Origin of the sequence: Oerskovia sp. NPDC057915, assembly GCF_042887685.1 — a bacterium.
Lineage (GTDB): Bacteria > Actinomycetota > Actinomycetes > Actinomycetales > Cellulomonadaceae > Oerskovia.
Genome location: NZ_JBHVOS010000006.1, coordinates 1 through 24107 on the forward strand (window position 1 = coordinate 1; position 24107 = coordinate 24107).

The window sequence follows — 24107 nt, forward strand, 5'->3', positions numbered from 1 at the left end:
ACAAGAACTGCGCCACCCCCGGACGCCGCTCAGCAAACCCCGACCACGCCTGACCCAACCGACCGAACATCACACACTCACTCTCAGGAAGAAGGAACGAACCGGACGTGCGCGTCAGCGCGCGAGCTCGGCCCGCATCCGACGGGTGGAACGGCGGTTGCGGAAGAACCCTGCGACCAGGGCTCCCGCTCCACGGAAGAAGTGGCCGTTGACGATCGTGAGCAGGCCCTCGGCCATGTCCATGCTCATCGCGCCGTTCGTCATCTTCGCGATGGCCCGGAACGGCATGCCGCGCAGGAACAGCAGGTTGAGGTCAGGGGTTCCCTTGGCCTCCGCGCGGGCGATCCGGCGCGCCAGCTCCCGGTAGGCGAACCGGGCCAGCGGGCTCCGTGCGTGCTGCATGTCCGACAACGGGCTGTTGACCCCGAGCGGCCCGGTCGCCCGACCCCGCGGGGAGAGGGGGCGACCCAGGAGCGCGGCGAACGCCTCGTCGGAGACGTCCGTCACGTGGCCGGTACGGTACTCGTCCGGTACTGCGTCGACACCGGCAGCGGCGGTCCCCGCCACGACGTGCTCGGCCGTCAGGAGCACGGTCTCCACGTCGGAGGCCACGGCGAGCGTCCAGGCGCCGCCCTCGGTCTCCCAGGTGCCCGACGTCGTCGAGAAGTGCCGGAACGTGAACCGGTCGAAGTCGATGCGCACGCGCCGCGACTCCCCGGGTGCGAGGTGCACCTTCGCGAAGCCCTTGAGCTCGCGCGAGGGGCGGTGCACGCCGTCGGCGTCCTGGCGCCCCACGTAGAGCTGGGCGACCTCGGCCCCCGCGACGTCACCCGTGTTGGTCAGGGTGAAGGTCACGCCGGCTCCGTCGACCGCGAGGTCGGCGTAGGCGAACGTCGTGTAGCTCAGACCGAACCCGAACGGGAACGCGACCGGGACACCGACCGTCGAGTAGTAGCGGTAGCCCACGTAGGGCCCTTCGCGGTACTCGGCGTCGACGCCCTCGCCGGGGTAGTACCGCACGTTGGGGACGTCCTCGAGCCGGACCGGGTAGCTCTCCGCGAGGCGACCCGACGGGTTGACCGCACCCGTCAGCACCCGCACCACTGCCTCGGCGCCGCCCTGGCCACCCAGGTAGCCGTGGACCAGCGCCCCGCACTGCGAGACCCACGGCACCTCCACGACGGATCCCGCGCTCAGCACGACGACGATCCGGCTCGTGACCGAGGAGAGCCGCGCGAGCAGCTCGACCTGGCTCTGCGGCAGACGCAGGTGGCTACGGTCCTGCCCCTCCGACTCGCTGATCTCGTCCAGCCCGAGGTACAGCAGCACCACGTCCGCCGCGCGCGCCGCGTCGACGGCCTCCGCGACGAGCGCGGGGTCCGAGTCCCCACCGCGGGTGAAGCCCTGCGCGGTCGCCACGACCTTCAGGTCCGAGACGCCCAGCGCGTCCAGGGCCGTCGTGAGGCGGGTCGGGTTGACGACCGAGGAGCCGGCGCCCTGGTAGCGGGGTGTCGCGGCGAAGTCGCCGACGACCGCGACCCGGGTCCCCTCTGCCAGGGGCAGGAGGTGGTCCTCGTTGCGCAGCAGCACAGCGCTCTGCTCGGCGACGGTGCGGGCCAGGTCGTGGTGCGCGTCGAGGTCGACCTCGCGCCCCGCCCCACCGATCCGGCTCCCGAGGACCTTCATCTCCTCGACCCGCGCGTCCAGGTCGGCCATGTCCAGCTCGCCGCGCTCCACGGCGGCCACGATCTGCGCGGCCGAGTCGAGGCCCGGCGAGGGCATCTCGAGCGTCCCGCCGCGGCGGACCGCCTCGACCGCGTCGTTGCCGCCGCCCCAGTCCGTCACGACCGCGCCGTCGAAGCCCCACTCGTCGCGCAGCACCTGCTGGAGGAGGAACGGGTTCTCGTTGGCGTACGTGCCGTTGATCAGGTTGTAGCTCGACATGATCGAGAACGGCGAGGACTCGCGGACCACGACCTCGAAGCCCGTCAGGTAGATCTCGCGCAGCGTCCGCTCGTCCACCACGGAGTCGCTCGTCATGCGGCGCAGCTCCTGGCTGTTGGCCGCGAAGTGCTTGGGGCATGCCGCGACGCCGCGCGACTGGATGCCCCGCACGTACCCGGCGGCGAGGCGCCCGGAGAGCAACGGGTCCTCGGAGAAGTACTCGAAGTTGCGCCCGCACAGGGGGCTGCGCTTGACGTTCAGGCCAGGACCGAGCAGCACGTCCACCCCCTGGTCCGCAGCCTCGGCGCCGAGCGCCTCGCCGACCGACAGCGCCAGCTCGGGGTCCCAGCTGTTCGCGACCGTGGCCGCCGTCGGGAAGCAGGTCGCGGGCTGCGACGCGCCCAGGCCGAGGTGGTCGGCCGAACCGGTCTGCTTGCGGATGCCGTGCGGACCGTCGGACAGCCACAACGTCCGGATCCCGTGCCGAGGTACCGCCCGCGTCTCCCAGACGCTCTCCCCGCTGAGGAGTGCGGCCTTCTCGAGCGTGGTCAGTTCTTCCGTCATGGTTCTGCTTCCGTTCCCCCACGGAGGTCTTCTCTCGTGGGTGCACTGGTGTGGTTCGGCACGCCCGACCGGTCCGACGGGCTGCGTTGCTCTGGGAGGGTGTCGCGACTAGCGGGCCGCCTCGACGACCGGCTCGACGACGGTCGGCCCCGGACCTGGAGCACCGCCGGTCCCGGGCGCCGGCTTGAAGATGATCTTGAGGATCGGGAAGTACACGAGGACCGAGATCAGCGCATTGATGATCATCGTGACGAGGTCGGCCCCGACCTCCCCGGTGCTGCCCCAGCGCTCGACCATCCACTGGTAGATCGGCGCCTTGTAGAAGCCTTGCAGCGCCGCGGCGGCAAAGGTGATCAGCACGTAGGCGACGAAGTACCAGGCCGCCGCACGCCAGATGTTCGTGTCGGACTTGAACGTGACGTTGCGCTGGAGGAAGAAGTTGATGACCTGTGCGATCAGCAACGTGACCTGCACGGCCAGGAAGTAGGCCAGCCCGCCACCGCCCGTGGGCAGGGCGCCTGCCGCGTAGTCGAAGAGGTAGAACGGGGAGCCGTCCGCGTTCGTGCTCACGGCGAGCGCCTGGAACGTCTGGTCCACGAGCGGGGTCAGGTTGAAGACCCCCTTGAACAGCGGCATCAGCGCGAGCTGGAGCACCGTCATCCCGGTGCTCAGGAGCGAGAACATGATGAACTGAGCGACCGTGGGGCGCCGCTCGGAGAGATCAGCCCAGAACGCGCGCACGGGAGACCTCCTGGTGTCCTCGGAGCTGCGTGGGTGCGTGGCCCGAGGTCGTCGCAGGAGCCACGACGGCGTGGCCGCAGCGCACGACGGCGACCTCAGGTGCGTGCTGCGTGCGTGGGTCCACTTGTGTGTCTCCTTCGACTGTCCAAGAGCGGTGGCAGGCCGGGCCGTCCCCCGCCGCGCCGTCGACCGTGCGGACCCGGGTGACGTCGGAGTCCGGCTCCGCGTCCGCTGAGGGCTGCGACGCCCCGGTGCCCGGCGACGTAGGTGTCACCGGTCGGTTGATAACGAACTCATCACAGCGCACCCCCGACGAGCCTGGCGGTCGGTTTGCATAACCTGTCGGTTCTGGCGCACAACCTGTCGCCCGCGCGAGCGTCCCCGGCGGGTGCGGGCCACCGTCGATCCGGTGGAGAAGGGCTCGCCGGACGACGGCGGGAGGTCTACAGCGGGAGGTCGCCGACGCGCGTCGGCACGCCGGGCAGCGGTGCCGCCGCCGGGGCGCGCAGAGCGTCGAGGACGAGCGCGTGGGCGCGGGTGTAGGCGTTCGCGGCGCTCGTCGTCCCGCGGGGCAGCCCACGGCTGACGGCGGCCATGAGCAGGACCACGTCTCCTGTCGCGACGTCCCCGCGCAGGCTTCCCTCGTGCTGCGCTGCACCGACGAGCTCGTCGACGAGGTCGACGAGCTCGTCCCGCACCTGCACGAGACCGGCGTGGTGAGCGAGGTCCGCGGACCCGGTCGCCGTGACCGTGCCGGTCAGCGTGAGGACGACCCGCAGGCGGTGGGACCAGCCGAGTGCACCGACCAGCGCGTCCCAGGCCGTGTGCTCGCGGTCGCGCGCCGAGCGCATGTCGGCCAGGAGGCCCTCGAGCGCGTCCTGCAGGACGGCGCGCAGGAGCGCCTCACGGTCGGGGAACCGGCGGTAGAGCGTGCCGATGCCGACTCCGGCCTCGCGGGCGACGCTCTCCAGGGCGACGTCGGGGCCGACGTCGACGAACAAGGACGTGGCCGCCGCGACGATCTGGTCACGGTTGCGCTGCGCGTCGGCGCGCAGGACGGGCTCGGACATCGTTCCCCCTCGGTCGGCCTCTTCCGCAGCAGCGTATCGCCCGCTAGATTCTCGATACGGAGGATCATCCTCCGGTTCTGCCGAAGCGTGTGGGTTGCGCGTGAGAGGAGGCCGCGATGGAGCGGTCGTGGGACGACGAGGTCGATGTCCTGGTGGTCGGGACCGGTGCGGCAGGGCTCTCGGCGGCGATCGCCGCCTCGGACGCCGGCGCCAGGGTCCTGCTGGTCGAGGGGACCGACCGGTGGGGCGGCACGACGATGCGCAGCGGCGGCGGGCTGTGGATGCCGGCCAACCCGCTCATGGCCCGCGACGGCGTCGAGGACTCCGTCGAGAAGGCGCTGACGTACCTCGACGCGGTGGTCGAGGACGCCGGTCCGGCGACCTCGCCGGCACGCAAGCGGGCCTTCGTGGAGGCCGTGCCGGACGTCGTCACGAGCCTCGAGAAGCACGGCGTGCGCTGGGTCCGGGCGACCGACTACCCCGACTACTACCCGGAGGAGCCCGGGGGCATGGTCGGACGCAGCATCGAGGCCCAGGCCTTCGACACCCGACGGCTCGGGACGTGGATCAAGTACTCCCGCATGAAGGACGGCGGGATGCCGCTCCCCCTGCGGACCGACGACGTGTGGCTCCTCGCGCGCGCCTGGTCCTCCCCCAGCGGGTTCGTCCGCGGCGCCCGGTTCGTCGGACGGACGCTCGGCTCCCTGGTGCGCGGGCAGCGTCCCGCGGGGATCGGCGCAGCGCTCGTGTGCTCGCTCATGCAGGTCGTCCGGACCCAGGGCACGCCGGTGCTGCTGAGCACGCCGCTCGTCGAGCTCGTCGTCGAGGACGGCGCGGTGGTCGGGGCGGTGCTCGGCGGACCGACGGGGCAGCGGGGCGTCCGGACCCGAGGAGGCGTCGTCGTCGCGGCCGGGGGTTTCGCGCACCGGACCGAGTGGCGCGAGAAGTACCACGGGGTCCCGGGATGGAGCGCGGCCGCCGACGGCGACCTCGGGACCGGGATCGAGGCCGGCGTCGCTGCCGGTGGTGCCCTGGCGCTCATGGACGACGCCTGGTGGGGGGCCGGGGTCGCGAACGAGGAGGGGATGAACGGCTTCGTGCTCAGCGAGCGCAGCATGCCCTACAGCATCCTGGTCGACCAGGAAGGACAGAGGTACACCAACGAGTCGGCGAGCTACATCGACTTCGGGCACGCGATGCTCGAGCACGACCGCACCACGCCCTCGATCCCGTCCTGGCTCGTCCTGGACTCCCGCGCACGCCGCAAGTACCTGTTCACGATCGCACCGTCGGGCACCAAGAAGCTCGAGGAGGCCGGGACCCTCGTCGTCGCCGACACGCTCGAGGACCTCGCCCGGTTGCTCCACATGGAGCCGGCGCGGCTCGCCGCGACCGTCGGACGCTTCAACGGGTTCGCGCGCACCGGCGTCGACGAGGACTTCCACCGCGGGGACTCCCTGTACGACCGCTACTACGGCGACCCAGGGGTCAGGCCCAACCCGAACCTCGGCCCGATCGAGAAGGGACCGTTCACGGCCGTGAAGATCGTCCCGGGGGATCTTGGGACCAAGGGCGGGCTCCTCACCGACGAGCACGGCGCAGTCCTGCACGAGGACCTCACCCCCGTCCCCGGGCTCTACGCGGCGGGGAACTCGACCGCAGCGGTCATGGGCCGCACCTATCCCGGTCCCGGTTCGACGATCGGGCCGGCCGTCGTCTTCGGCTACCTCGGTGCGCGCCACGCCGCGTCGCGCGCGGTCGTGACCGCCGCCCCCTGACCGGGAACGGCGTGCTCCCGCCACGCACGGGAGCACGCCGGTACCTTTCTCGCCGTCGCGCACGGCGTGATCGGCCTTCTCTGGTGCGCCGGCAACATCACGGGCTGGCGCCGGGCCACCCGACGGCTCGGAGGAGCGTCGGTCGCACGGGCGACGGACCAGGTCACGGGGGTCCTCCTCGTGGCGTCCGGGACCAGGAAGGCCGCGAGCGCCCGCAGGCGGCGCGGCGGGACCTTGTGCCCTGGCGGGCCCGACGGGGCGGGTGTGGACTGGGGAGAGTCCCCCCGACCCGAGGAGTGCCACACCCGTGCCCGCCGCCGCCCGTCCCGATCACCTTCCCGTCGCAGGGGGGCCGCCCGGGAGGCCGGGCGTCCTCGGGCAGGTGAGCCCGGTGCGGACCGTCGTCTACTTCTACTCGTCGGCGTCGGGCATGGTGCGCTCGTTCGCGCACCGCCTGGGACGCGAGGCGTTCGACCTGAGCGACCGTGAGGTCCGCCGCTCCGTACCGGAGGGGCCCTGGTTGCTGCTCACGCCGTCGTACAAGACGGGGAACGTCGACAACGACACCGTCCCCGAGCCGGTGCGCCGCTTCCTCGCGAGCCCCGTCACGCGGCGCCGTCTCGTCGGGGTCATGGGGTCGGGCAACCGGAACTTCGGCGAGCACTACCAGGCCGCGTGCCGGCAGATCGCCCGGGCGTCGGGGCGTCCGGTGCTCTTCGAGTTCGAGCTGCAGGGCACGTCGTGGGACGTCGAGGAGGCCCGGCGCATCCTGGAGGACCTGGACCGGGCGCTCGACGTCGAGCACGCGAGGCGCGAGGCGGGCGCACAGGTCTAGGTCTAGGAAGACCGGAGGCCGCGGGAGGGGCCACCGCGGGACGACAGCACCGGCGCCGTCCGGGGACCCCCTGCTCCCCCGGAGGCGCCGGGCGGTCGCAGCGTGACGGGACGCACGACCCCCAAGGCCTCGACCGTCACGAACTGCGACATCCGTACTCTACTGAGGGCATCTCTGGCCGGACGCCCATGTTCCTGTAGATGAGAGAGCTCTCATGTGAACTGCACCACACGCACGCGCAGATCACACAACGCCGCCACATCGGACCCGCCCTCTCCCCCGCCCGACGGCTGTCCACTGGCCTGACGGACCGGTGCTACCAGCACCCCGCCGATCCTGGGACAATCGATGGGTGACGACACAGGAGAACCCCCCGGGCGAACGGCTCAGCCGCGCGTTCCAGCACCGCCTGAACGAGCTGTTCGCGACCAGGCAGCGGGCCGGACGCGGCGCGACCAACCGCGAGGTCGCGACCTGGATGACCGAGCACGGCTACGCCGTGAAGGAGGCCTACCTGAGCGCGCTGCGCGGCGGCCACCGCACCTCTCCCTCGCTGCGCATCATCGAGGGCCTCGCGGCGTACTTCGGCGTCGAGCCCAAGGACCTCCTCGACACGGGCGAGGACCCCAAGAAGGAGCTGCGCCTGGCCCTGTCGGACCACGGTGTCGAGGCCTTCGCGATGCGCGCCGAAGGGCTCTCTGCGGAGAACGTCCGTGCGGTGACCCAGCTCCTCGACCAGATGCGACGCATGCAGTCGCTCCCTGCCGTCGAGACCGACGACGAACCGTGACCGACCATCGTGCCTGGCTGACCTCCGCCGGCCTCGACCGCGCGCGCAGCATCGACGAGGCACGCGAGATCGTCGCGACCCGGCGCGGGCGACCCGTCGACGTCGTCGACGGGCCCCTCGGCGAGGGCGTCTCCGGGATGTGGCTCAGCCTCCCGGACGGCGAGAAGGTCATCGTCAGCTCCGAGGCCGCGCTGTCCCCGCGCCACCGGCAGCACATCATCGCCCACGAGCTCGTCCACATCCTCGACGCGTGCGAGGACCCCACGGCCCCTCCCCCGGGGCCGCAACGACGCAACCGCTACGAGGACCCTGTCGAGCACCGTGCCGAGTCGCTCGCGAGCGAGCTCATGATGTCGATCGAGGCGACGGGCGGTGTCGCCCACCGGCTCGCCGGCATGGAGCGCTACCGGTGACCTACCTCGCCTTCCTGCTCTTCGCCGGGGCCGCGGGGTGGACGGCCCTGCGCCACCGCTCGCACCTCGACGGCGACCGCGCGATCACGTGGGGGCTCGGCCTCGTGGCTGCGGCCTCGGCGCTGCGGATCGACGCCGTCGAGTCCTTCCTGCTGACCTCCGCCCCGGCCGGGGTCCACGAGGTCGCGAAGCACTCGCTGCTCGTCGCCGGGTGCCTGTGCATCGCGGCCTGGGTCCAGGGGACCCAGGGGCGACGCCCCCGTCCCCGGTACGTCGTGGCGGGCGTGGTCGGCGTCGTGAGCGTGCTGGTCGTGGTCTTCGTCCTCAACGGGCCGTGGGACCGTCGGGACTTCGACTTCCAGACCGCCGGCAAGCCGTGGATGGCGCTCTACTGGGTCGCCTACTACGGCGCCTTCCTGTGGGCCACGGCGACGTTCGGCATCTCGACCCTGCGCTCGCGCGGCGAGCGACCGCGCGGCGGCAGGTGGGGCATGGACCTCGCGGCGGCCGGAGCCTTCGTCGGGGTCCTGTGGGCCCTGCTCAGCGCCGCCAACATCGTCCTGCAGGACCCGGCGGCCGTCGACCAGCTCCGCCTCCTCGGCATCCGCACGCGCTACCTCATCGCGGCCTCGAGCGTCCTGCTCACGATCGGGATCATGGGACACCTCCTCTCCGCGGCCCGCACCCGCCGGCGCCGGCACGCCGACCTCGGCGCCCTGCACGCCCACCTCGTCGACGCCGTCGCCGAGTCCCGGCTGCCCGCCGTCCGGCCCGAGGTCGCGGAGTACCACCGCACCATCGAGATCATGGACGCCCTCGCGACCCTCGCCCGCTACTCCGACCCGCAGGACGCGACGCAGGTTCGCGCCGTCGTCGGCGAAGCGCCCGCACCGGTGCTGCGCGCCCTCCAGATCGACCTCGCCGCGACCCGGCGAGGGATGGACGAGCGCCCACCGGTGCCGGCCGACTGGGGCGACTGGGTCAGCGACGACCAGGCGCTGCGCGACCTCGGGCGGGCGTTCCGCGAGCAGACGGGCGAGCGGCGCGCGAGCGTCCTCGTCGACGTCCTCGGCTACGACGGTCACGACGGCTCGCACCTCCCGCCGGACGGCGACGGTGACCGCGACCGCCACCACGACGACCGCTGACCGCGACCGCACCACGCCACCCGGAGAACCATGGCCCACCCCGTCCCCACCGCAGAGCCGACCGCAGCGGCCCCCGGCACCACGGTGCCCCACCCTCGGTGGGCCGTCCTCGTGACCGAGGTGCTCGCCCCCGGCTACACGGTCGCCGCGCTCGTGCTCGCGACCGCTCTGTACGCCTCCCCCGGCGTGTCGGGCCTCGGTCACGTCGCCCTCGCCGTGCTCCTCTGCGGCGGTCTGCCCTACCTGTTCGTGCACGGGCTGGCGCGTCTGCGGGTGCTCGAGTCCCGGCACGTGCGCCCCCGCGCGCAGCGCATGGTCGTCTTCGCGGGGCTCGTCGTCATCGAGGTCACGGCGATCGTCGTCCTGCACCTCGCCGGGGCGCCGCCCCTGCTGCCCCAGCTCCTCACGGCCTACCTCGCGGGGGTCGTGGCCCTCGCGCTCGTGACCCCGGTCGTCCGTGCGTCGGTGCACACGGGCGTCTTCTCGGTCGCCGCGGGCGTCGCGACGGCCTTCTCCTGGTGGCTCGCCGCCGGCCTGCTGGTCGCCGCCGTGGTCGTGGGCCTCGCCCGGCTCGGCGTGCGCGACCACACGCGGACGGAGGTCGTCACGGGCCTCGTGCTCGGCGCGGTCGTCGGTGCGGTCGCCGCGGCGCTCCTCGTCGGCTGACGACCGGCCCGACGTCCGTGCCCGGGTGAGCGGCGCCGTCGGGCGCGGGTGGGCGCGCAGGGCGGGGCTGATCGCGGCCAGGAACCCTTGACGCGCCCGGCGTCGCGGGGCGATCCTCGATCCATGCCGACGACGCCCGCTCCCCGCCCGTTCGCCGCCCTCGTGCGACCTGCCGGCCGACAGCAGGGCCTCCCGTCGGGGCGACCTCACCCGGACCGATGACGGCCGCGCTCGTCGCGGGCCTCGTCGCGGGGTACGCGATCGCGATCCCCGTCGGCGCGATCGCGGTCTACCTCGTGACGCTCACGGCGCGCACGCGCTTCGCCGTGGGCGCCGCGGCGGGCCTCGGCACCGCGACCGCGGACGGCATCTACGCGACGATCGCCGTCGTCGCGGGCGCGGTCGTCGCACCGCTGGTCGCAGCCGTCCGCACGCCGCTCACGTGGGCGTCGGTCGCGGTCCTCGCGTTCCTCGCGTGGCGCACCTTCCGCCCGGCACTCCAGCGCGTCCTGCCCGACGGCGCCACGCCCCGCCCGGCCACGAGCGACACCACCCCCGTGCGCGCCTGGGCGACGCTCCTCGGGCTGACCCTGGTCAACCCCGCGACCGTCATCTACTTCGCGGTGCTCGTCGCGGGCGGGGCGCTGAGCCCCGACGCGACGGGAGCCGAGCGCGCGGTGTTCGTCGCCGCCGCGTTCCTTGCCTCGGCGAGCTGGCAGATGGTCGTCGCGGGCGGCGGCGCGGTGCTCGGGCGCGCCCTGACGAACGACACGGGTCAGCGCGTCACGGCAGCCGTCGGCGGGCTCGTGATCCTCGGGCTCGCGGTGCACCTGGCGCTCGGGGCCTGACGCCTGCCGGCGCGTCAGCGCGCGTCGGCGCGCGCCGGGGCATACCTCTCGACCGCCGACCGGAAGAGCTCCGCAGCCTGCTCCCGGGCCTCCGAGCGGGGCCGGCCCGGCGCAGGGTCCCGGGGCTCGGCACGGGCACCGGATCCCGCACCGTCCGCCAGCGCGAGACCGAGCTCGTCCGACACGAACCGGGAGACCACCTCGGGGACCGCACCCGACCCCATCTCGCGCGTGACCGCCTTGAGGGCCACGAGCTCGTCGACGGCCTCCCGCAGGACGTCCGGCGCCTCTCCCTGGACGAGCAGCGTCCTGAGGTCCATGGGCGGGGTCGACCCCGGCTGCACCCTCAGCCAGCGCAGCACGGCCGCAGGTCGCAGCGCGTAGAACGCCTTCTTCAGGCCACGCCCACCGTCGGCCCAGAGCGCGTGCTGCCCCGCACCGACGTGCGCGTAGTGCCGGACCAGCGCGGCACGATCGACCACCACCTCGGCGAGAGCGAGGAGCTCGTCCCGAAACACCGCATCGCCCCGGTACACGATCGGGGACGCCAGCCACTCGACCAGCGTCGCGTTCCCCTTCACGAGGAGCCGGACCGCCTTGACCAGGTCCCACCCGTTGACGTCGAGCACCGGGTCGAGCGGCGTCTCGATCACGTCGCGCCGCGGCCACGGGTCGAGGTAGTCCTCCGGGGCGCGCACGAAGACGAACCGGCAGTCGTAGTCGCTGTCGGGCGACGGGAAGCCCCACGCCCTGCTCCCGCTCTCGATCGCCCACGGGATCGCGACACGCTCACGGTCCGAGACCGCGTCGAGCCGGGCGTCGATCGTCGCGACGACGACGGGGTCCAGGGACGAGGGGATGTTTCGCATCCGTGGAGGCTAGCGACCGACGCACCGTGCGGGCCAGGGCAATGCGCCACGACACCCTGCCCAGGGTGAGCGGCGCCGTCGGGCAGGGACGACGAAGCCCCGGCGGCCGGTCGCGCGAGGAGCGCGGCCGCCCACCGGGGCCTTCGTCGATCAGGGGTCAGCGCGGATCAGACGTCCGTGCTGTCACCGATCCGGTGCACGAGGATCGAGTTCGTCGTGCCCGGCTGGCCCACGGGAGCACCGGAGACGACGACCACGAGGTCGCCCACCTCGGCGAGACCGTTGGCCTGCAGGGTCGTGTCGACCTGGCCGACCATCGCGTCGGTGTTGTGCACCTCGGGCACCTGGTACGTCTGGGTGCCCCACGTGAGCGACAGGACGTTGCGCACGTGCTCGCGCGGCGTGAACGCGAGCAGCGGGATCGACGAACGCAGACGCGACATGCGACGCGCCGAGTCACCCGACTGCGTGAACGTCGCGAGGTACTTCGCGCCGAGGATCTCACCGATCTCCGCAGCGGCACGCGTGATCGCGCCACCGCGGGTGTGCGGCGTCGAGCCGAGCGGAGCCATGCGCTCGCGGCCGGCCTCCTCCGTCGCCTCGATGATGCGGGCCATCGTCTCGACCGTGAGGATCGGGAACTCGCCCACGCTCGTCTCGCCCGAGAGCATGACCGCGTCGGCCCCGTCCAGGACGGCGTTCGCGCAGTCCGACGCCTCGGCGCGCGTGGGGCGCGGCGAGTTCGTCATGGACTCGAGCACCTGCGTCGCGACGATGACCGGCTTCGCGTTGCGGCGGGCCATCTCCACGATGCGCTTCTGCACGAGCGGGACCTGCTCGAGCGGGAGCTCGACCGCGAGGTCACCACGAGCGACCATGACACCGTCGAACGCGTCGACGATCTCGGCGAGGTTCTCGACGGCCTGCGGCTTCTCGATCTTCGCGACGACGGGGACCGTGCGGCCCTCCTCGTCCATGATCGCCTTGACGTCGTCGAAGTCCGCGGCGGAACGCACGAACGACAGCGCGATGATGTCCGCGCCGATGCGCAGCGCCCAGCGCAGGTCGTCGCGGTCCTTGTCGGACAGCGCCGGCACGGAGACCGCGACACCCGGGAGGTTCAGACCCTTGTTGTTCGACACGGGACCTGCGACCTCGACGCGCGTCACCACGCGCGGGCCCTCGACGGCGGTGACGCGGACGAGCACCTTGCCGTCGTCGATGAGGATGGGGTCGCCGACGCGAGCGTCGCCCGGCAGGCCCTTGTGCGTCGTGGAGACGAGCTCCTTGGTGCCGACGACGTCCTCGGTCGTGATGGTGAAGACGTCACCCTCGTTGAGCCAGTGCTTCTCGTCGCCGCCGAAGCGGCCCAGGCGGATCTTCGGGCCCTGCAGGTCGACGAGCACCGCGACCGAACGGCCCGACGCCGCAGCGGCCTCGCGCACGCCGTGGTAGACGGCTGCGTGCTCCTCGGCACTGCCGTGGCTGCGGTTGATCCGCGCCACGTCCATCCCGGCGTCGACGAGCGCCCGGAGCTGCTCCTTCGACTCGGTCGCGGGTCCGATGGTGCAAACGATCTTTGCTCTGCGCATTTCTCCAGCCTCGTTGTTCCTTCGTGTCCGGCGGAACCGGACCGCTTCGGGCCCCTGCCTGGGCCCCGTCTCCACCCCGACGTCCTTCACGGACGCCGGGGCGCGTCTCACACTCCTGTCATGCTCTCAGCGACACGGTCGACGCGCGCACCGGAGCGGGCAGCTCGCTGCTGCCCTGCAGGTACGCGTCGACCGACGCCGCCGCGGCACGACCCTCGGCGATCGCCCACACGATGAGCGACTGGCCCCGGCCCGCGTCACCCGCGACGAAGACCCCGGGCACCGTGGCCGCGAAGTCGTCGCCGCGTGCCACGAGCCCGCGCGCCGTCAGCCCGATGTCGGACTGCGTCGAGAGCGTGTCCGTCTCGGGCCCCGTGAAGCCCATGGCCACGAGGACGAGATCGGCAGGGATCTCCTTCTCGGTGCCCGCCTTCGGGACGCGTCGCCCGTCCGGGAGGTACTCGGTCTCGGCGACGCGCAACGCCCGCACCCGACCGTCCTCACCCGCGAGGAACTCGACGGTCGAGGCCAGGTACGCCCGCTCACCGCCCTCCTCGTGCGAGGTCGAGACCTCGAACAGGATCGGGTCGGTCGGCCAGGGCTGACCCGCGGCCCGCTCACGCGGCGGCTGCTTGCCGATCGCGAGCGTCGTGACGCTCGCCGCACCCTGCCGGAGCGAGGTGCCCAGGCAGTCCGACCCGGTGTCGCCGCCACCGATGATGATCACGTTCTTGCCCGTCGCGACGATCTGGTCCTCGACCGTCCCGCCCGCGACCACGGTGTTCGCCTGGTGGAGGAACTCCATGGCGAAGTGCACGCCGTCGAGGTCGCTGCCCGGCACCTGGAGCGCACGCGGGATCGTCGCACCCGTCGCGAGCACGACGGCGTCGAAACGGCGCCGCAGCTCGTCCCAGGTGATGTCGACACCGATCTCCACGCCCGTCCGGAAACGCGTGCCCTCGGCGGACATCTGCGCGAGACGACGCTCGATGTGCGTCTTCTCGAGCTTGAAGTCCGGGATGCCGAACCGCAGCAGGCCGCCGATCGCGGCATCACGCTCGTACACGACGACCGTGTGGCCGGCCCGCGTGAGCTGCTGCGCCGCAGCGAGGCCCGCCGGACCCGACCCGACGACCGCGACCGTCGAGCCCGTGAGACGCTGCGGCACGTGCGGCGTGACGAAGCCCCGCGCGAACGCCTCGTCGATGATCGAGACCTCGACGTTCTTGATCGTCACGGCCGGCTGGTTGATGCCCAGCACGCAGCTCGACTCGCACGGAGCCGGGCACACGCGCCCCGTGAACTCCGGGAAGTTGTTCGTCTCGTGCAGCCGTTCGCTGGCCTCGGCCCACTGGTCGCGCCAGACCAGGTCGTTCCACTCGGGGATGAGGTTCCCCAGCGGGCAGCCCTGGTGGCAGAACGGGATGCCGCAGTCCATGCAGCGTCCCGCCTGCTCCTTGAGGAACGGCTGCCCCTCGACACGGTGCTCGTGGACGTCGCGCCAGTCACGCAGACGGACCTCGACAGGGCGGTTGGGCGGGAGCTCACGCTCCCGCACCTTCAGGAATCCGCGGGGATCAGCCACGGGCCACCTCCAGGATCTGGTCCCACACACCGGGGGCGGCAGGATCGAGACCGTCGAGCTCCGCCTGCGCGAGCGCCTTGCGCACGCGGGCGAACTCGGCCGGCAGGATGCGCGTGAAGCGAGCGCGCGACGTGTCGAAGTCCTCGAGCAGCTCGGCCGCGATGGTCGAGCCGGTCTCCTCGAGATGCGTCCGGACCAAGCCCTCGACGAGCGCGGCGTCCGCGTCGTCGAGCGGGTCGAGCAGCAGCTCGCCCGAGGACACGCCCGTCGTGTTCATCGCCTGCGGGCGCAGGTCGAGCACGTAGGCCGTGCCGCCCGACATCCCCGCACCGAGGTTGCGTCCCGTCGGTCCGAGGATCACGACCGACCCACCGGTCATGTACTCGAGGCCGTGGTCGCCCACGCCCTCCACGACGAGCGTGGCGCCCGAGTTGCGGACCGCGAAGCGCTCGCCCACCAGGCCGCGCAGGAAGATCTGCCCGGACGTGGCGCCGTACCCGATGACGTTGCCCGCGACGACGTTGCTCGACCCCGTGAGGACCGCGGCACGGTCCGGACGGACGATGATGCGCCCTCCCGACAGCCCCTTGCCGACGTAGTCGTTCGCGTCGCCGAAGAGACGCAGCGTGATGCCCCGCGGGAGGAACGCGCCCATCGACTGGCCGGCCGACCCCGTGAGGGAGACGTCGATCGTGTCGTCGGCCAGGCCCTCGCCGCGGTACCGCTTGGTCACCTCGTGACCGAGCATCGTGCCCACGGTGCGGTTGACGTTGCGGATCGGCAGGGCGATGCGCACGGGCTCGCGGTTCTCGAGCGCGTCGGTCGCCAGCGCGATGAGCTGGTTGTCGAGCGCGCGGTCGAGGCCGTGGTCCTGCGTCGTCGTGTTGCGCAGCGACGAGCCTTCGACCGGCTGCGGCTTCTCGAGCACGGGCCCGAGGTCGAGACCCTGGGCCTTCCAGTGGTCGACGGCCTTGCGGGTGTCGAGCGCCTCGACGTGGCCCACGGCCTCCTCGATCGAGCGGAACCCGAGCCGGGCCAGGTGCTCGCGCACCTCCTCGGCGATGAACTCGAAGAAGTTCACGACGAACTCCGGCTTGCCCGTGAAGCGGGCGCGCAGCTCGGGGTTCTGCGTCGCGACGCCGACCGGGCACGTGTCCAGGTGGCACACGCGCATCATGACGCAGCCCGAGACGACCATGGGCGCCGTCGCGAAGCCGAACTCCTCGGCCCCCAGCAGCGCACCGATCACGACGTCGCGCCCGGTCTTCATCTGACCGTCGACCTGGACCACGATGCGGTCGCGCAGGTTGTTCAGCACGAGCGTCTGCTGGGTCTCGGCCAGGCCGAGCTCCCACGGGGTGCCCGCGTGCTTGAGCGACGTCAGCGGGCTCGCGCCCGTACCGCCGTCGTGCCCCGAGATGAGGACGACGTCCGCGTGCGCCTTGGACACACCGGTCGCCACCGTGCCCACGCCGAACTCGCTCACGAGCTTGACGTGCACACGAGCCGACGGGTTCGCGTTCTTGGCGTCGTGGATGAGCTGCGCCAGGTCCTCGATCGAGTAGATGTCGTGGTGCGGCGGCGGCGAGATGAGCCCCACGCCGGGCGTCGAGTGACGCGTCTTGGCGACCCACGGGTAGACCTTGTGGCCCGGCAGCTGACCACCCTCGCCGGGCTTGGCGCCCTGGGCGAGCTTGATCTGGATGTCGTCCGCGTTGGTCAGGTACTCGGACGTGACACCGAAGCGGCCCGACGCGATCTGCTTGACCTTCGAGCGACGCTCCGGGTCGTACAGGCGCTCCGGGTCCTCACCGCCCTCGCCGGTGTTCGACCGTCCGCCGAGCCGGTTCATCGCGATCGCGAGGGTCTCGTGCGTCTCGGCCGAGATGGAGCCGTACGACATCGCGCCCGTGTTGAAGCGCTTGACGATCTCGCTGACCGGCTCGACCTCGTCGATCGACAGCGCCGGGCGCTGCCCCTCCTGGAACTCCAGGAGCCCGCGCAGCGTCATCAGGCGCGTCGACTGGTCGTCGACCCGCTGGGTGTACTGGCGGAAGACGTCGTACCGGCGCTCGCGCGTCGAGTGCTGCAGGCGGAAGACCGTCTCCGGGTCGAAGAGGTGCTCCTCGCCGTCCCGGCGCCACTGGTACTCGCCGCCCGTGGTGAGACGGACGTGCGCCTGGTGGTTGCCCGAGGCCGGGTACGCCTCGGCGTGCCGTGCGGCGACCTCGGCCGCGAGGACGTCGAGGCCGATGCCGCCGAGGCGGCTCGTGGTCCCTGCGAAGTAGTCCGCGACGAGCTCGTGCGAGAGACCGAGCGCCTCGAAGACCTGCGCCCCGCGGTACGAGGAGATGGTCGAGATGCCCATCTTGCTCATGACCTTCAGGACGCCCTTGCCGAGCGCCTTGATGAGGTTCTTGACGGCCTGCTCGGGGCTGACCGGGACGAATCCCGACTTGGCGAGGTCCTCGACGGTCTCCATCGCGAGGTACGGGTTGACCGCGGCCGCGCCGTAGCCGATCAGGAGGGCCACGTGGTGCACCTCGCGCACGTCCCCGGCCTCCACGACGAGCGAGACCTGGGTGCGCGTGTGCCGGCGCAGCAGGTGGTGGTGCACCGCGCTCGACAGGAGCAGCGACGGGATCGGCGCGAGCTCCTGGTTCGAGTCGCGGTCGGAGAGCACGATGAAGCTCGCGCCCTCGGCCACGTGCTGGTCGACCTCCGCGAAGATCTCCTCGAGCCGTGCCTGCAGGGCCTGTCCACCTCCGCTGACGGGGTAGAGCCCCTTGACCGTGACCGCTCGGAAGATGCCCTCGAGGGCGGGGTCGCGATCGACGCGCAGGATCTTCGCGAGCTCGTCGTTGTCGAGCACCGGGAAGGGCAGGATCAGCTTGCGGGCGTGCAGCGGGCTGTCGTCCAGGAGGTTCGGCTCGGGGCCGATCGCCCCGCCGATCGAGGTGACCAGCTCTTCGCGGATCGCGTCGAGCGGCGGGTTCGTCACCTGGGCGAACATCTGCGTGAAGTAGTCGAACAGCAGGCGCGGGCGGCTCGACAGCACCGCGATGGGCGTGTCGGTGCCCATGGCGCCGAGCGGCTCGGCCCCCGTGCCGGCCATGGGGGTGAGCAGGATCCGCAGCTCCTCCTCGGTGTACCCGAACGCGCGCTGGCGACGCTGGACCGAGGCGGGGCTGTGCGCGACGTGCTCGCGCTCGGGCATGCGGTCGAGGTAGACCGAGTTGTCGGCGACCCACTGCGCGTACGGACGCTGCGCGGCGAGCTGCCCCTTGATCTCCTCGTCCTCGATGATGCGGCCCTGGCCCGTGTCGACCAGGAACATGCGGCCCGGCTCGAGCCGGCCCTTGCGCACGATCGTCGCGGGGTCGAGGTCCAGGACCCCGGCCTCGGACGCCAGGACGACGAGGCCGTCCTCGGTGACCCAGTACCGACCCGGGCGCAGCCCGTTGCGGTCCAGCACGGCGCCGATGAGGGTGCCGTCGGTGAAGTTCAGGCACGCGGGGCCGTCCCACGGCTCCATGAGCGTGGAGTGGTACTCGTAGAAGGCCCGACGGTCCGGGTCCATCTCCGTGTGGTTCTCCCACGCCTCGGGGGCCATCATCAGGACGGCGTGCGGCAGCGAGCGACCCGACAGGTGCAGGAGCTCGAGCACCTCGTCGAAGCTGGCCGAGTCGCTCGAACCCTCCGAGCAGACCGGCAGCAGCGGACCGAGGTCGCCGAGCTTGTCGCTCGCGAGCATGCCCTGGCGTGCGGCCATCCAGTTGCGGTTGCCCCGCACCGTGTTGATCTCGCCGTTGTGCGCGATCATGCGGAAGGGCTGCGCGAGCGGCCACGACGGGAACGTGTTGGTCGAGAAGCGCGAGTGCACCAGGACCAGCTCGCTCGCGTAGCGCGGGTCGGAGAGGTCCGGGAAGAACGGCTCGAGCTGCGCGACGGTCAGCATGCCCTTGTACGTGAGCGTGCGCGAGGACAGCGAGGCGAAGAACAGGCCGAGCTCGTGCTCGGCCCGCTTGCGCAGGCGGTACGTCCGGCGGTCCAGCTCGAGGCCGGACAGCTCACGGGTCAGGTCCGCCACGACGAGCTGGCGGAAGGTGGGCATCGAGGCGCGCGCGCTCGGCCCGACGAGGTCTGCGGTCACGGGGACGTCGCGCCAGGCGAGGACGACGAGCCTCTCCTCGGCCGCGATCGCCTCGACCTGCCGGACCGTCTCGGCCGCGGCCACGGGGTCCTGCGGCAGGAAGGCCATGCCGATGGCGTAGTGCCCCGCGGGCGGCAGCTCGACGTCGACGACGTCCCGCACGAAGGCGTCGGGGATCTGGGTCAGGATGCCTGCCCCGTCACCGCTGTTCTCCTCGGCGCCGACGGCGCCGCGGTGGTCCAGGTTGAGCAGGGCCGTGAGCCCCGCGTCAACGATGTCGCGTCCGGGTGTGCCGCGGAGCGTCGCCACGAAGGCGACACCGCACGCGTCGTGCTCGGCCACAGGGTCGTACAGGCCCTGTGCCGAAGGCGCAGCAGCCCGGTGCAGCGGCGTGGTCATCAACACCGTCCTCACAGGCGCCCGGCCATGGGCCGGGCTTTGATCCAACTTGGGGGATTGTGGGACTTCATCGGCCCAACGGACATGACTGAACCTGCTGGATGGTTGTCCAGCGGGTTCGCCTATGAAAAGACGGATGCTTCAGCGACCTGGGTCGGGTCTGGCAGCATCTGCCTGCTCGGGCTCCGCAGCATCGAGCGATACTGTCTCTTCGCGCCCTGGGTTTCGGCGCCCGACAACGATAAACGCTATCAACGCACCGACGCCGACCAGGATGGAGGTCCAGACGTTCAGTCGGAGACCGAGCACCAGCTCGGCGTCGTCGATGCGTAGCATCTCGATCCACACGCGGCCAAGCGTGTAGAAGAGAACGTACAGCCAGAATACCCGACCGTGACCCAACCTGAAGCGACGGTCGAGGTAGATGAGCAGGAAGGCTGCTGCGACGTTCCACAGCATCTCGTAGAGGAACGTCGGGTGGAACAGCGTCCCGGCCCCGCACGTGAGTCCCGCGTTGCTGCAGACGTAGTCCGCGACGCTCGGGTCGACCTGGAGCCCCCACGGAAGGGTCGTGGGGCTGCCGAACAGCTCCTGGTTGAACCAGTTGCCGAGCCGGCCGATGGCCTGGGCGAGCAGGAGCCCCGGGGCGAGCGCGTCCGCGAACGCCGGGAAGCTCACCTTCTGGCGTCGGCAGCCGATGTAGGCGCCCACGGCCCCCAGGGCGATCGCGCCCCAGATCCCGAGGCCGCCGTCCCAGATGCGCAGGGCCTTGAGCGGGTCGCCGTCAGGACCCCAGTACGCGTCGGGCGACGAGATCACGTGGTAGAGACGTCCGCCGACGATGCCGAACGGAACCGCCCAGAAGGCGATCTCCAGCACGTCGTCGGCCTCGCCTCCGCGCTCGACCCAGCGCTTGCGCGTGAGCCACACCGCGACCGCGATGCCCGCGAGGATCGCGAGGGCGTAGGCGCGCAGCGGGAAGGGTCCGATGTACCACGTGTGCTCGGACGGGCTGGGGATCGCGGCGACGACGGGCCCGACGGCGGAGATCAGCCCGTTCATGCCGTCACCGGCCCGGTGGTCTCGTCGCCCGCGCGAGCCGTGCGGACGCCTTCCGCCAGGTCGCGCGTGACCGCGCGCAGGTTCTCGAGGCGCTCTTCCCAGGGCTCGTCACCGAGGAGAGGACGGACGAAGGCCGAGCCGACGATCACGCCGTCGGCGTAGCGACCGACCTGGGCCGCCTGCGCGGCCGTCGAGACGCCGAGCCCCACGCACACGTGCTCGCCGCCGGCGGCGCGGGTCGCGGCGACCAGCTCCTCGGCCCTGCTGCCCACCTCGGCGCGGACTCCCGTCACGCCCATGGTCGAGGCGGCGTAGACGAAGCCGCGCGAGGCGGCGGCCGTCAGCCGCAACCGCTCGGGCGTCGAGCTCGGCGCGACGAGGAAGACCTTGTCGAGACCGTGCGCGTCGGCGGCCGCGATCCACTCGCCCGCCTCGTCCGGGATGAGGTCGGCCGTGATGAGCCCGGCGCCCCCGGCGGCCGCGAGGTCGCGGGCGAAGGCCTCGACGCCGTAGCGCAGCACGGGGTTCCAGTAGGTCATGACGAGCACGGGGACGCCGAGCGCCGCCACGGCCTCGACCGCGGTGAAGACGTCGCGCACGCGCGTGCCGCCGGCGAGGGCGTGCTCGACCGCGCGCTGGATGACGGGCCCGTCCATGACGGGGTCCGTGTAGGGCAGCCCGAGCTCGATGATGTCGACCCCGGACTCGACCAGCGCCGTGGCGGCCTGGACGGTGCCCTCGACGCTCGGGTAGCCGACGGGCAGGTAGCCGATGAGCGCGGCGCGCCCCTCGGCCGCCAGCTCGTCGATCCGTGCCGACGTCGCGTGGGGGGCGCGGACGCCCCCGACGGTCCCGCTCACAGGCTGCTCCCTTCGCCGTCGACCACGGTGTCCGCGTCGATCAGGTCGAACCACCGCGCCGCGGTCGCGACGTCCTTGTCCCCGCGGCCCGAGAGGTTCACCAGGATCACGGTGTCCTCCTTGCCCGCGGCCTGCGCCTCGCGACCGATCCGCAGCGCACCGGCCAGCGCGTGCGCCGACTCGATCGCAGGGATGATGCCCTCGGTCCGGCACAGGAGGCGGAAGGCCTCCATGGCCTCGACGTCGGTCACGGGCTCGTACGTCGCCCGACCGAGGTCGTGCAGCCACGAGTGGGCCGGCCCGACGCTCGGGTAGTCGAGGCCCGCGGAGATCGAGTGGCTGGGCAGCGTCTGGCCGTCCTCGTCCTGCATGAGGTACGAGCGCGCGCCGTGCAGCACGCCCGGGGCTCCGCCGCTGAAACGGGCTGCGTGCTTGCCCGTCGGGACGCCCTCTCCCCCGGCCTCGAAGCCGTGGAGCGCGACGTCCTCGTCGTCGAGGAACGCGTTGAACAGCCCCAGCGCGTTCGACCCGCCGCCCACGCACGCCGCGAGGGCGTCGGGCAGGCGTCCGATCCGGTCGAGGATCTGTGCGCGCGCCTCCTCGCCGATGATGCGGTGGAAGTCGCGGACCATCTCGGGGAACGGGTGCGGCCCCGTGACCGTGCCGAGCAGGTAGTGCGTGGTGTCGACGTTGGCGACCCAGTCGCGCAGCGCCTCGTTGATCGCGTCCTTGAGCGTGCGCGAGCCGATCGTGACCGGGACGACCGTCGCACCGAGCAGGCGCATGCGCGCGACGTTCAGCGCCTGCCGCTCGGTGTCCTCCTCGCCCATGTAGACGACGCACTCGAGGTCCATGAGGGCTGCCGCGGTCGCGGTGGCCACGCCGTGCTGACCGGCACCGGTCTCCGCGATGACGCGCTTCTTGCCCATGCGCTTGACGAGCAGCGCCTGGCCGAGCACGTTGTTGATCTTGTGCGAGCCCGTGTGGTTGAGGTCCTCGCGCTTGAGGAAGACCCGCGCTCCCCCGGCGTGCTCCGCGAAGCGCGGCACCTCCGTGAGGGGGTTGGGGCGCCCGGTGTACTCACGGTGCAGCCGGGCGAGCTCGTCCTGGAACGTCGGGTCGACGACCGCCTTGCGGTACTCGGCCTCGAGCTCGTCGAGAGCGGCGATGAGGGCCTCCGGGACGAAGCGTCCGCCGAAGTCCCCGAAGTAGGGGCCCTGCTGGTTCTGCAGGGACGGTGTTGCGTCGGGCACGCGGCCTGACCTCCTCGGTACGGGATCTGGGGGTGTCGGGGACTTGCTCAGTGGCGGACGGACCACAGCGACGGGTGCGAGCCCGCCGCGACGAGGTCGGCGACCGACGCACGCGGTGCGGCGTCCGTGACGAGCGCCTCGCCCACGAGGACGGCGTGCGCCCCGGAGCGGGCGTAGTCCATGACGTCGTGCGGTCCGCGAACCCCGGACTCCGCGATGCGGACGTACTCGTCGGGGATGGCCGGGGCGAGCCGCGCGAACGTCGTGCGGTCGACCTCGAGCGTCTTGAGGTCACGGGCGTTGACGCCGATGACGCGGGCACCGGCGTCGATCGCGCGAGAGACCTCGTCGAGCGTGTGCACCTCGACGAGGGCCGTCATGCCGAGCGAGTGGACGCGCTCGACGAGCGACGTCAGGACCGTCTGCTCGAGCGCCGCCACGATGAGCAGCACGAGGTCCGCCCCGTGGGCGCGGGCCTCCCAGACCTGGTAGGGCGTGACGACGAAGTCCTTGCGCAGGACCGGGATGTCGACCGTGCCCCGGACGGCGTCGAGGTCGGCCAGGCTCCCGTTGAACCGTCGCTGCTCGGTGAGCACGGAGATGACGGCGGCGCCGCCCTTCTCGTACTCCGACGCGAGCGACGCCGGGTCCGCGATGGCCGCCAGGTCGCCCTTGCTGGGGCTCGAGCGCTTGACCTCGGCGATCACGGCGACGGCGTCCTCGGCCTTGAGGCGGCTGATGCAGTCGAGCGCACCGTGGACGCGCGAGGCGCGCTCCTTCAGCTCGTCCAGGGTCGTCCTCGCCTGGCGCTCCGCAAGGTCCTCGCGGACTCCCGCGACGATGTCCTCCAGAACCGTCATGTGATATCTCCCCGTGCTCGTCGTCGACTCCGTGCCACCAGAGGCTCGCGTCCGTCCACCGGGACCGTGACGGGTCACCCGCAGCATCTCTCCGCGAACCATTGACAGGGAGATACCTGCCATCGTAGAGCCGCCCGAGAGTGACCAGGGACACGTGTCACCTCGCGAGACGTGCTCCAGGTCCCTGCCAGGACCTCAGGCCGGCCCCAGGAACGGCACCAGCGCGGGGACGTTCCGGGCGATCCCGAAGCCGATCAGGACCACGAGGCCGACGACCCCGACCCACGGAGGGACCGCTCTCGCCGTCGTGCCGCGCCAGGCCCGCCGGACCCACAGCGCCCAGGCGACGACGAGGAACGGCACGACGAGGACCCAGAGCGGGTTCATGGCCCACGCCCCCGCGAGGTCGCCCGTCGCGAGGTCGTGCGTCGCGCGCAGGCCTCCGCAGGCCGGGCACGCCCACCCCGTGACGGCGAGCAGCGGGCACAGGGGGTAGCCGCCCTCGTGCGGATCCACGAGCGCGAGGAGGACGGTGGCCCCCACGACGCCCGCCCCGACCGCGAACGGCGTGCGCAGGGCGCGCCGCCGCCCGTCGGCCCCGGCCCGAGCCGTCGCCGCAGGAGCCGGCGGCGGCACCGGTGGTCTCGTCATCTGCGCGCTCCCCGCTCGTCCCCCAG

Annotated in this window: 19 protein-coding genes; 7 read left to right on the forward strand and 12 right to left on the reverse strand. The window is 72.1% G+C overall.

Annotated features, from left to right (window positions below; genetic code table 11):
- Positions 1–114 precede the first annotated feature (114 nt).
- The 3 genes from ACFVQ3_RS05530 to ACFVQ3_RS05540 form a co-directional block, all read right to left on the reverse strand.
- Positions 115–2508 (reverse strand): glycoside hydrolase family 3 C-terminal domain-containing protein, encoded by a 2394-nt coding sequence (locus tag ACFVQ3_RS05530; protein WP_387636090.1) that lies wholly within the window; start codon positions 2506–2508, stop codon positions 115–117.
- 108 nt (positions 2509–2616) lie between these two features.
- Positions 2617–3249: a hypothetical protein gene (locus tag ACFVQ3_RS05535; protein WP_387636092.1), complete on the reverse strand. Its 633-nt coding sequence runs from the start codon at positions 3247–3249 to the stop codon at positions 2617–2619.
- Between the two features lie 443 nt (positions 3250–3692).
- Positions 3693–4319: a TetR/AcrR family transcriptional regulator gene (locus tag ACFVQ3_RS05540; protein ID WP_387636094.1), complete on the reverse strand. Its 627-nt coding sequence runs from the start codon at positions 4317–4319 to the stop codon at positions 3693–3695.
- 116 nt (positions 4320–4435) lie between these two features.
- Here ACFVQ3_RS05540 and ACFVQ3_RS05545 point away from each other — a divergent pair, with 116 nt between their 5' ends.
- The 7 genes from ACFVQ3_RS05545 to ACFVQ3_RS05575 all read left to right on the forward strand — a co-directional run bounded on the left by ACFVQ3_RS05545 (position 4436) and on the right by ACFVQ3_RS05575 (position 10797).
- Positions 4436–6097, forward strand: a complete 1662-nt coding sequence (locus ACFVQ3_RS05545) for an FAD-dependent oxidoreductase (protein ID WP_387636096.1) — start codon at positions 4436–4438, stop codon at positions 6095–6097.
- 391 nt (positions 6098–6488) lie between these two features.
- Entirely contained in the window at positions 6489–6932 is a 444-nt protein-coding gene (nrdI, locus tag ACFVQ3_RS05550) for a class Ib ribonucleoside-diphosphate reductase assembly flavoprotein NrdI (RefSeq protein WP_387636099.1), read from the forward strand.
- Between the two features lie 352 nt (positions 6933–7284).
- Positions 7285–7722, forward strand: a complete 438-nt coding sequence (locus ACFVQ3_RS05555; RefSeq protein ID WP_138824553.1) for an XRE family transcriptional regulator — start codon at positions 7285–7287, stop codon at positions 7720–7722.
- On the forward strand, positions 7719–8135 hold the full coding sequence (locus ACFVQ3_RS05560; RefSeq protein WP_387636102.1) for an ImmA/IrrE family metallo-endopeptidase: 417 nt from the start codon (positions 7719–7721) through the stop codon (positions 8133–8135). Before ACFVQ3_RS05555 ends, ACFVQ3_RS05560 begins: the two co-directional genes overlap by 4 nt.
- Positions 8132–9283, forward strand: coding sequence for a DUF6545 domain-containing protein (locus ACFVQ3_RS05565; protein ID WP_387636104.1), 1152 nt, complete (start codon positions 8132–8134; stop codon positions 9281–9283). The genes ACFVQ3_RS05560 and ACFVQ3_RS05565 overlap by 4 nt, the downstream gene beginning before the upstream one ends.
- Positions 9284–9313: 30 nt before the next feature.
- A complete protein-coding gene (locus tag ACFVQ3_RS05570; protein ID WP_387636106.1) occupies positions 9314–9949 on the forward strand; it encodes a hypothetical protein in 636 nt (211 codons plus the stop codon).
- Between the two features lie 218 nt (positions 9950–10167).
- Positions 10168–10797: a LysE family transporter gene (locus tag ACFVQ3_RS05575; protein ID WP_387636109.1), complete on the forward strand. Its 630-nt coding sequence runs from the start codon at positions 10168–10170 to the stop codon at positions 10795–10797.
- Positions 10798–10811: 14 nt separating this feature from the next.
- Here the strand turns inward: ACFVQ3_RS05575 and ACFVQ3_RS05580 are convergent, their stop codons facing one another.
- The 9 genes from ACFVQ3_RS05580 to ACFVQ3_RS05620 all read right to left on the reverse strand — a co-directional run bounded on the left by ACFVQ3_RS05580 (position 10812) and on the right by ACFVQ3_RS05620 (position 24081).
- Entirely contained in the window at positions 10812–11666 is an 855-nt protein-coding gene (locus ACFVQ3_RS05580; protein ID WP_387636112.1) for a DNA polymerase beta superfamily protein, read from the reverse strand.
- Between the two features lie 167 nt (positions 11667–11833).
- Positions 11834–13258, reverse strand: a complete 1425-nt coding sequence (pyk, locus tag ACFVQ3_RS05585) for a pyruvate kinase (protein ID WP_387636115.1) — start codon at positions 13256–13258, stop codon at positions 11834–11836.
- 118 nt (positions 13259–13376) lie between these two features.
- Positions 13377–14843 carry a glutamate synthase subunit beta gene (locus ACFVQ3_RS05590; RefSeq protein ID WP_387636117.1) on the reverse strand — a complete coding sequence of 489 codons (1467 nt, stop codon included), beginning with the start codon at positions 14841–14843 and terminating at the stop codon, positions 13377–13379.
- A complete protein-coding gene (gene gltB, locus ACFVQ3_RS05595) occupies positions 14836–19395 on the reverse strand; it encodes a glutamate synthase large subunit (protein ID WP_387636120.1) in 4560 nt (1519 codons plus the stop codon). The genes ACFVQ3_RS05590 and gltB overlap by 8 nt, the downstream gene beginning before the upstream one ends.
- Before the next feature lie 141 nt (positions 19396–19536).
- The gene (lgt, locus tag ACFVQ3_RS05600; RefSeq protein WP_387636123.1) at positions 19537–20457 is read right to left on the reverse strand and encodes a prolipoprotein diacylglyceryl transferase; all 921 of its coding nucleotides are present in this window, start codon (positions 20455–20457) and stop codon (positions 19537–19539) included.
- Positions 20454–21317: a tryptophan synthase subunit alpha gene (trpA, locus tag ACFVQ3_RS05605; RefSeq protein ID WP_387636126.1), complete on the reverse strand. Its 864-nt coding sequence runs from the start codon at positions 21315–21317 to the stop codon at positions 20454–20456. Before trpA ends, lgt begins: the two co-directional genes overlap by 4 nt.
- Positions 21314–22570 (reverse strand): tryptophan synthase subunit beta, encoded by a 1257-nt coding sequence (gene trpB / locus ACFVQ3_RS05610; RefSeq protein WP_387636128.1) that lies wholly within the window; start codon positions 22568–22570, stop codon positions 21314–21316. Before trpB ends, trpA begins: the two co-directional genes overlap by 4 nt.
- Positions 22571–22617: 47 nt before the next feature.
- Positions 22618–23430, reverse strand: a complete 813-nt coding sequence (gene trpC, locus ACFVQ3_RS05615; protein ID WP_387636131.1) for an indole-3-glycerol phosphate synthase TrpC — start codon at positions 23428–23430, stop codon at positions 22618–22620.
- Between the two features lie 195 nt (positions 23431–23625).
- Positions 23626–24081 carry a DUF2752 domain-containing protein gene (locus ACFVQ3_RS05620; protein ID WP_387636134.1) on the reverse strand — a complete coding sequence of 152 codons (456 nt, stop codon included), beginning with the start codon at positions 24079–24081 and terminating at the stop codon, positions 23626–23628.
- Between the last annotated feature and the right edge of the window lie 26 nt (positions 24082–24107).

Bases quoted from the DNA above. Each gene is read 5' to 3' on its own strand.
- ACFVQ3_RS05530 (WP_387636090.1), bottom strand. From the start codon at position 2,508: ATGACGGAAGAACTGACCACGCTCGAGAAGGCCGCACTCCTCAGCGGG.
- ACFVQ3_RS05540 (WP_387636094.1), bottom strand. From the start codon at position 4,319: ATGTCCGAGCCCGTCCTGCGCGCCGACGCGCAGCGCAACCGTGACCAG.
- ACFVQ3_RS05545 (WP_387636096.1), top strand. From the start codon at position 4,436: ATGGAGCGGTCGTGGGACGACGAGGTCGATGTCCTGGTGGTCGGGACC.
- ACFVQ3_RS05570 (WP_387636106.1), top strand. From the start codon at position 9,314: ATGGCCCACCCCGTCCCCACCGCAGAGCCGACCGCAGCGGCCCCCGGC.
- ACFVQ3_RS05575 (WP_387636109.1), top strand. From the start codon at position 10,168: ATGACGGCCGCGCTCGTCGCGGGCCTCGTCGCGGGGTACGCGATCGCG.
- ACFVQ3_RS05580 (WP_387636112.1), bottom strand. From the start codon at position 11,666: ATGCGAAACATCCCCTCGTCCCTGGACCCCGTCGTCGTCGCGACGATC.
- pyk (WP_387636115.1), bottom strand. From the start codon at position 13,258: ATGCGCAGAGCAAAGATCGTTTGCACCATCGGACCCGCGACCGAGTCG.
- gltB (WP_387636120.1), bottom strand. From the start codon at position 19,395: ATGACCACGCCGCTGCACCGGGCTGCTGCGCCTTCGGCACAGGGCCTG.
- lgt (WP_387636123.1), bottom strand. From the start codon at position 20,457: ATGAACGGGCTGATCTCCGCCGTCGGGCCCGTCGTCGCCGCGATCCCC.
- trpC (WP_387636131.1), bottom strand. From the start codon at position 23,430: ATGACGGTTCTGGAGGACATCGTCGCGGGAGTCCGCGAGGACCTTGCG.
- ACFVQ3_RS05620 (WP_387636134.1), bottom strand. From the start codon at position 24,081: ATGACGAGACCACCGGTGCCGCCGCCGGCTCCTGCGGCGACGGCTCGG.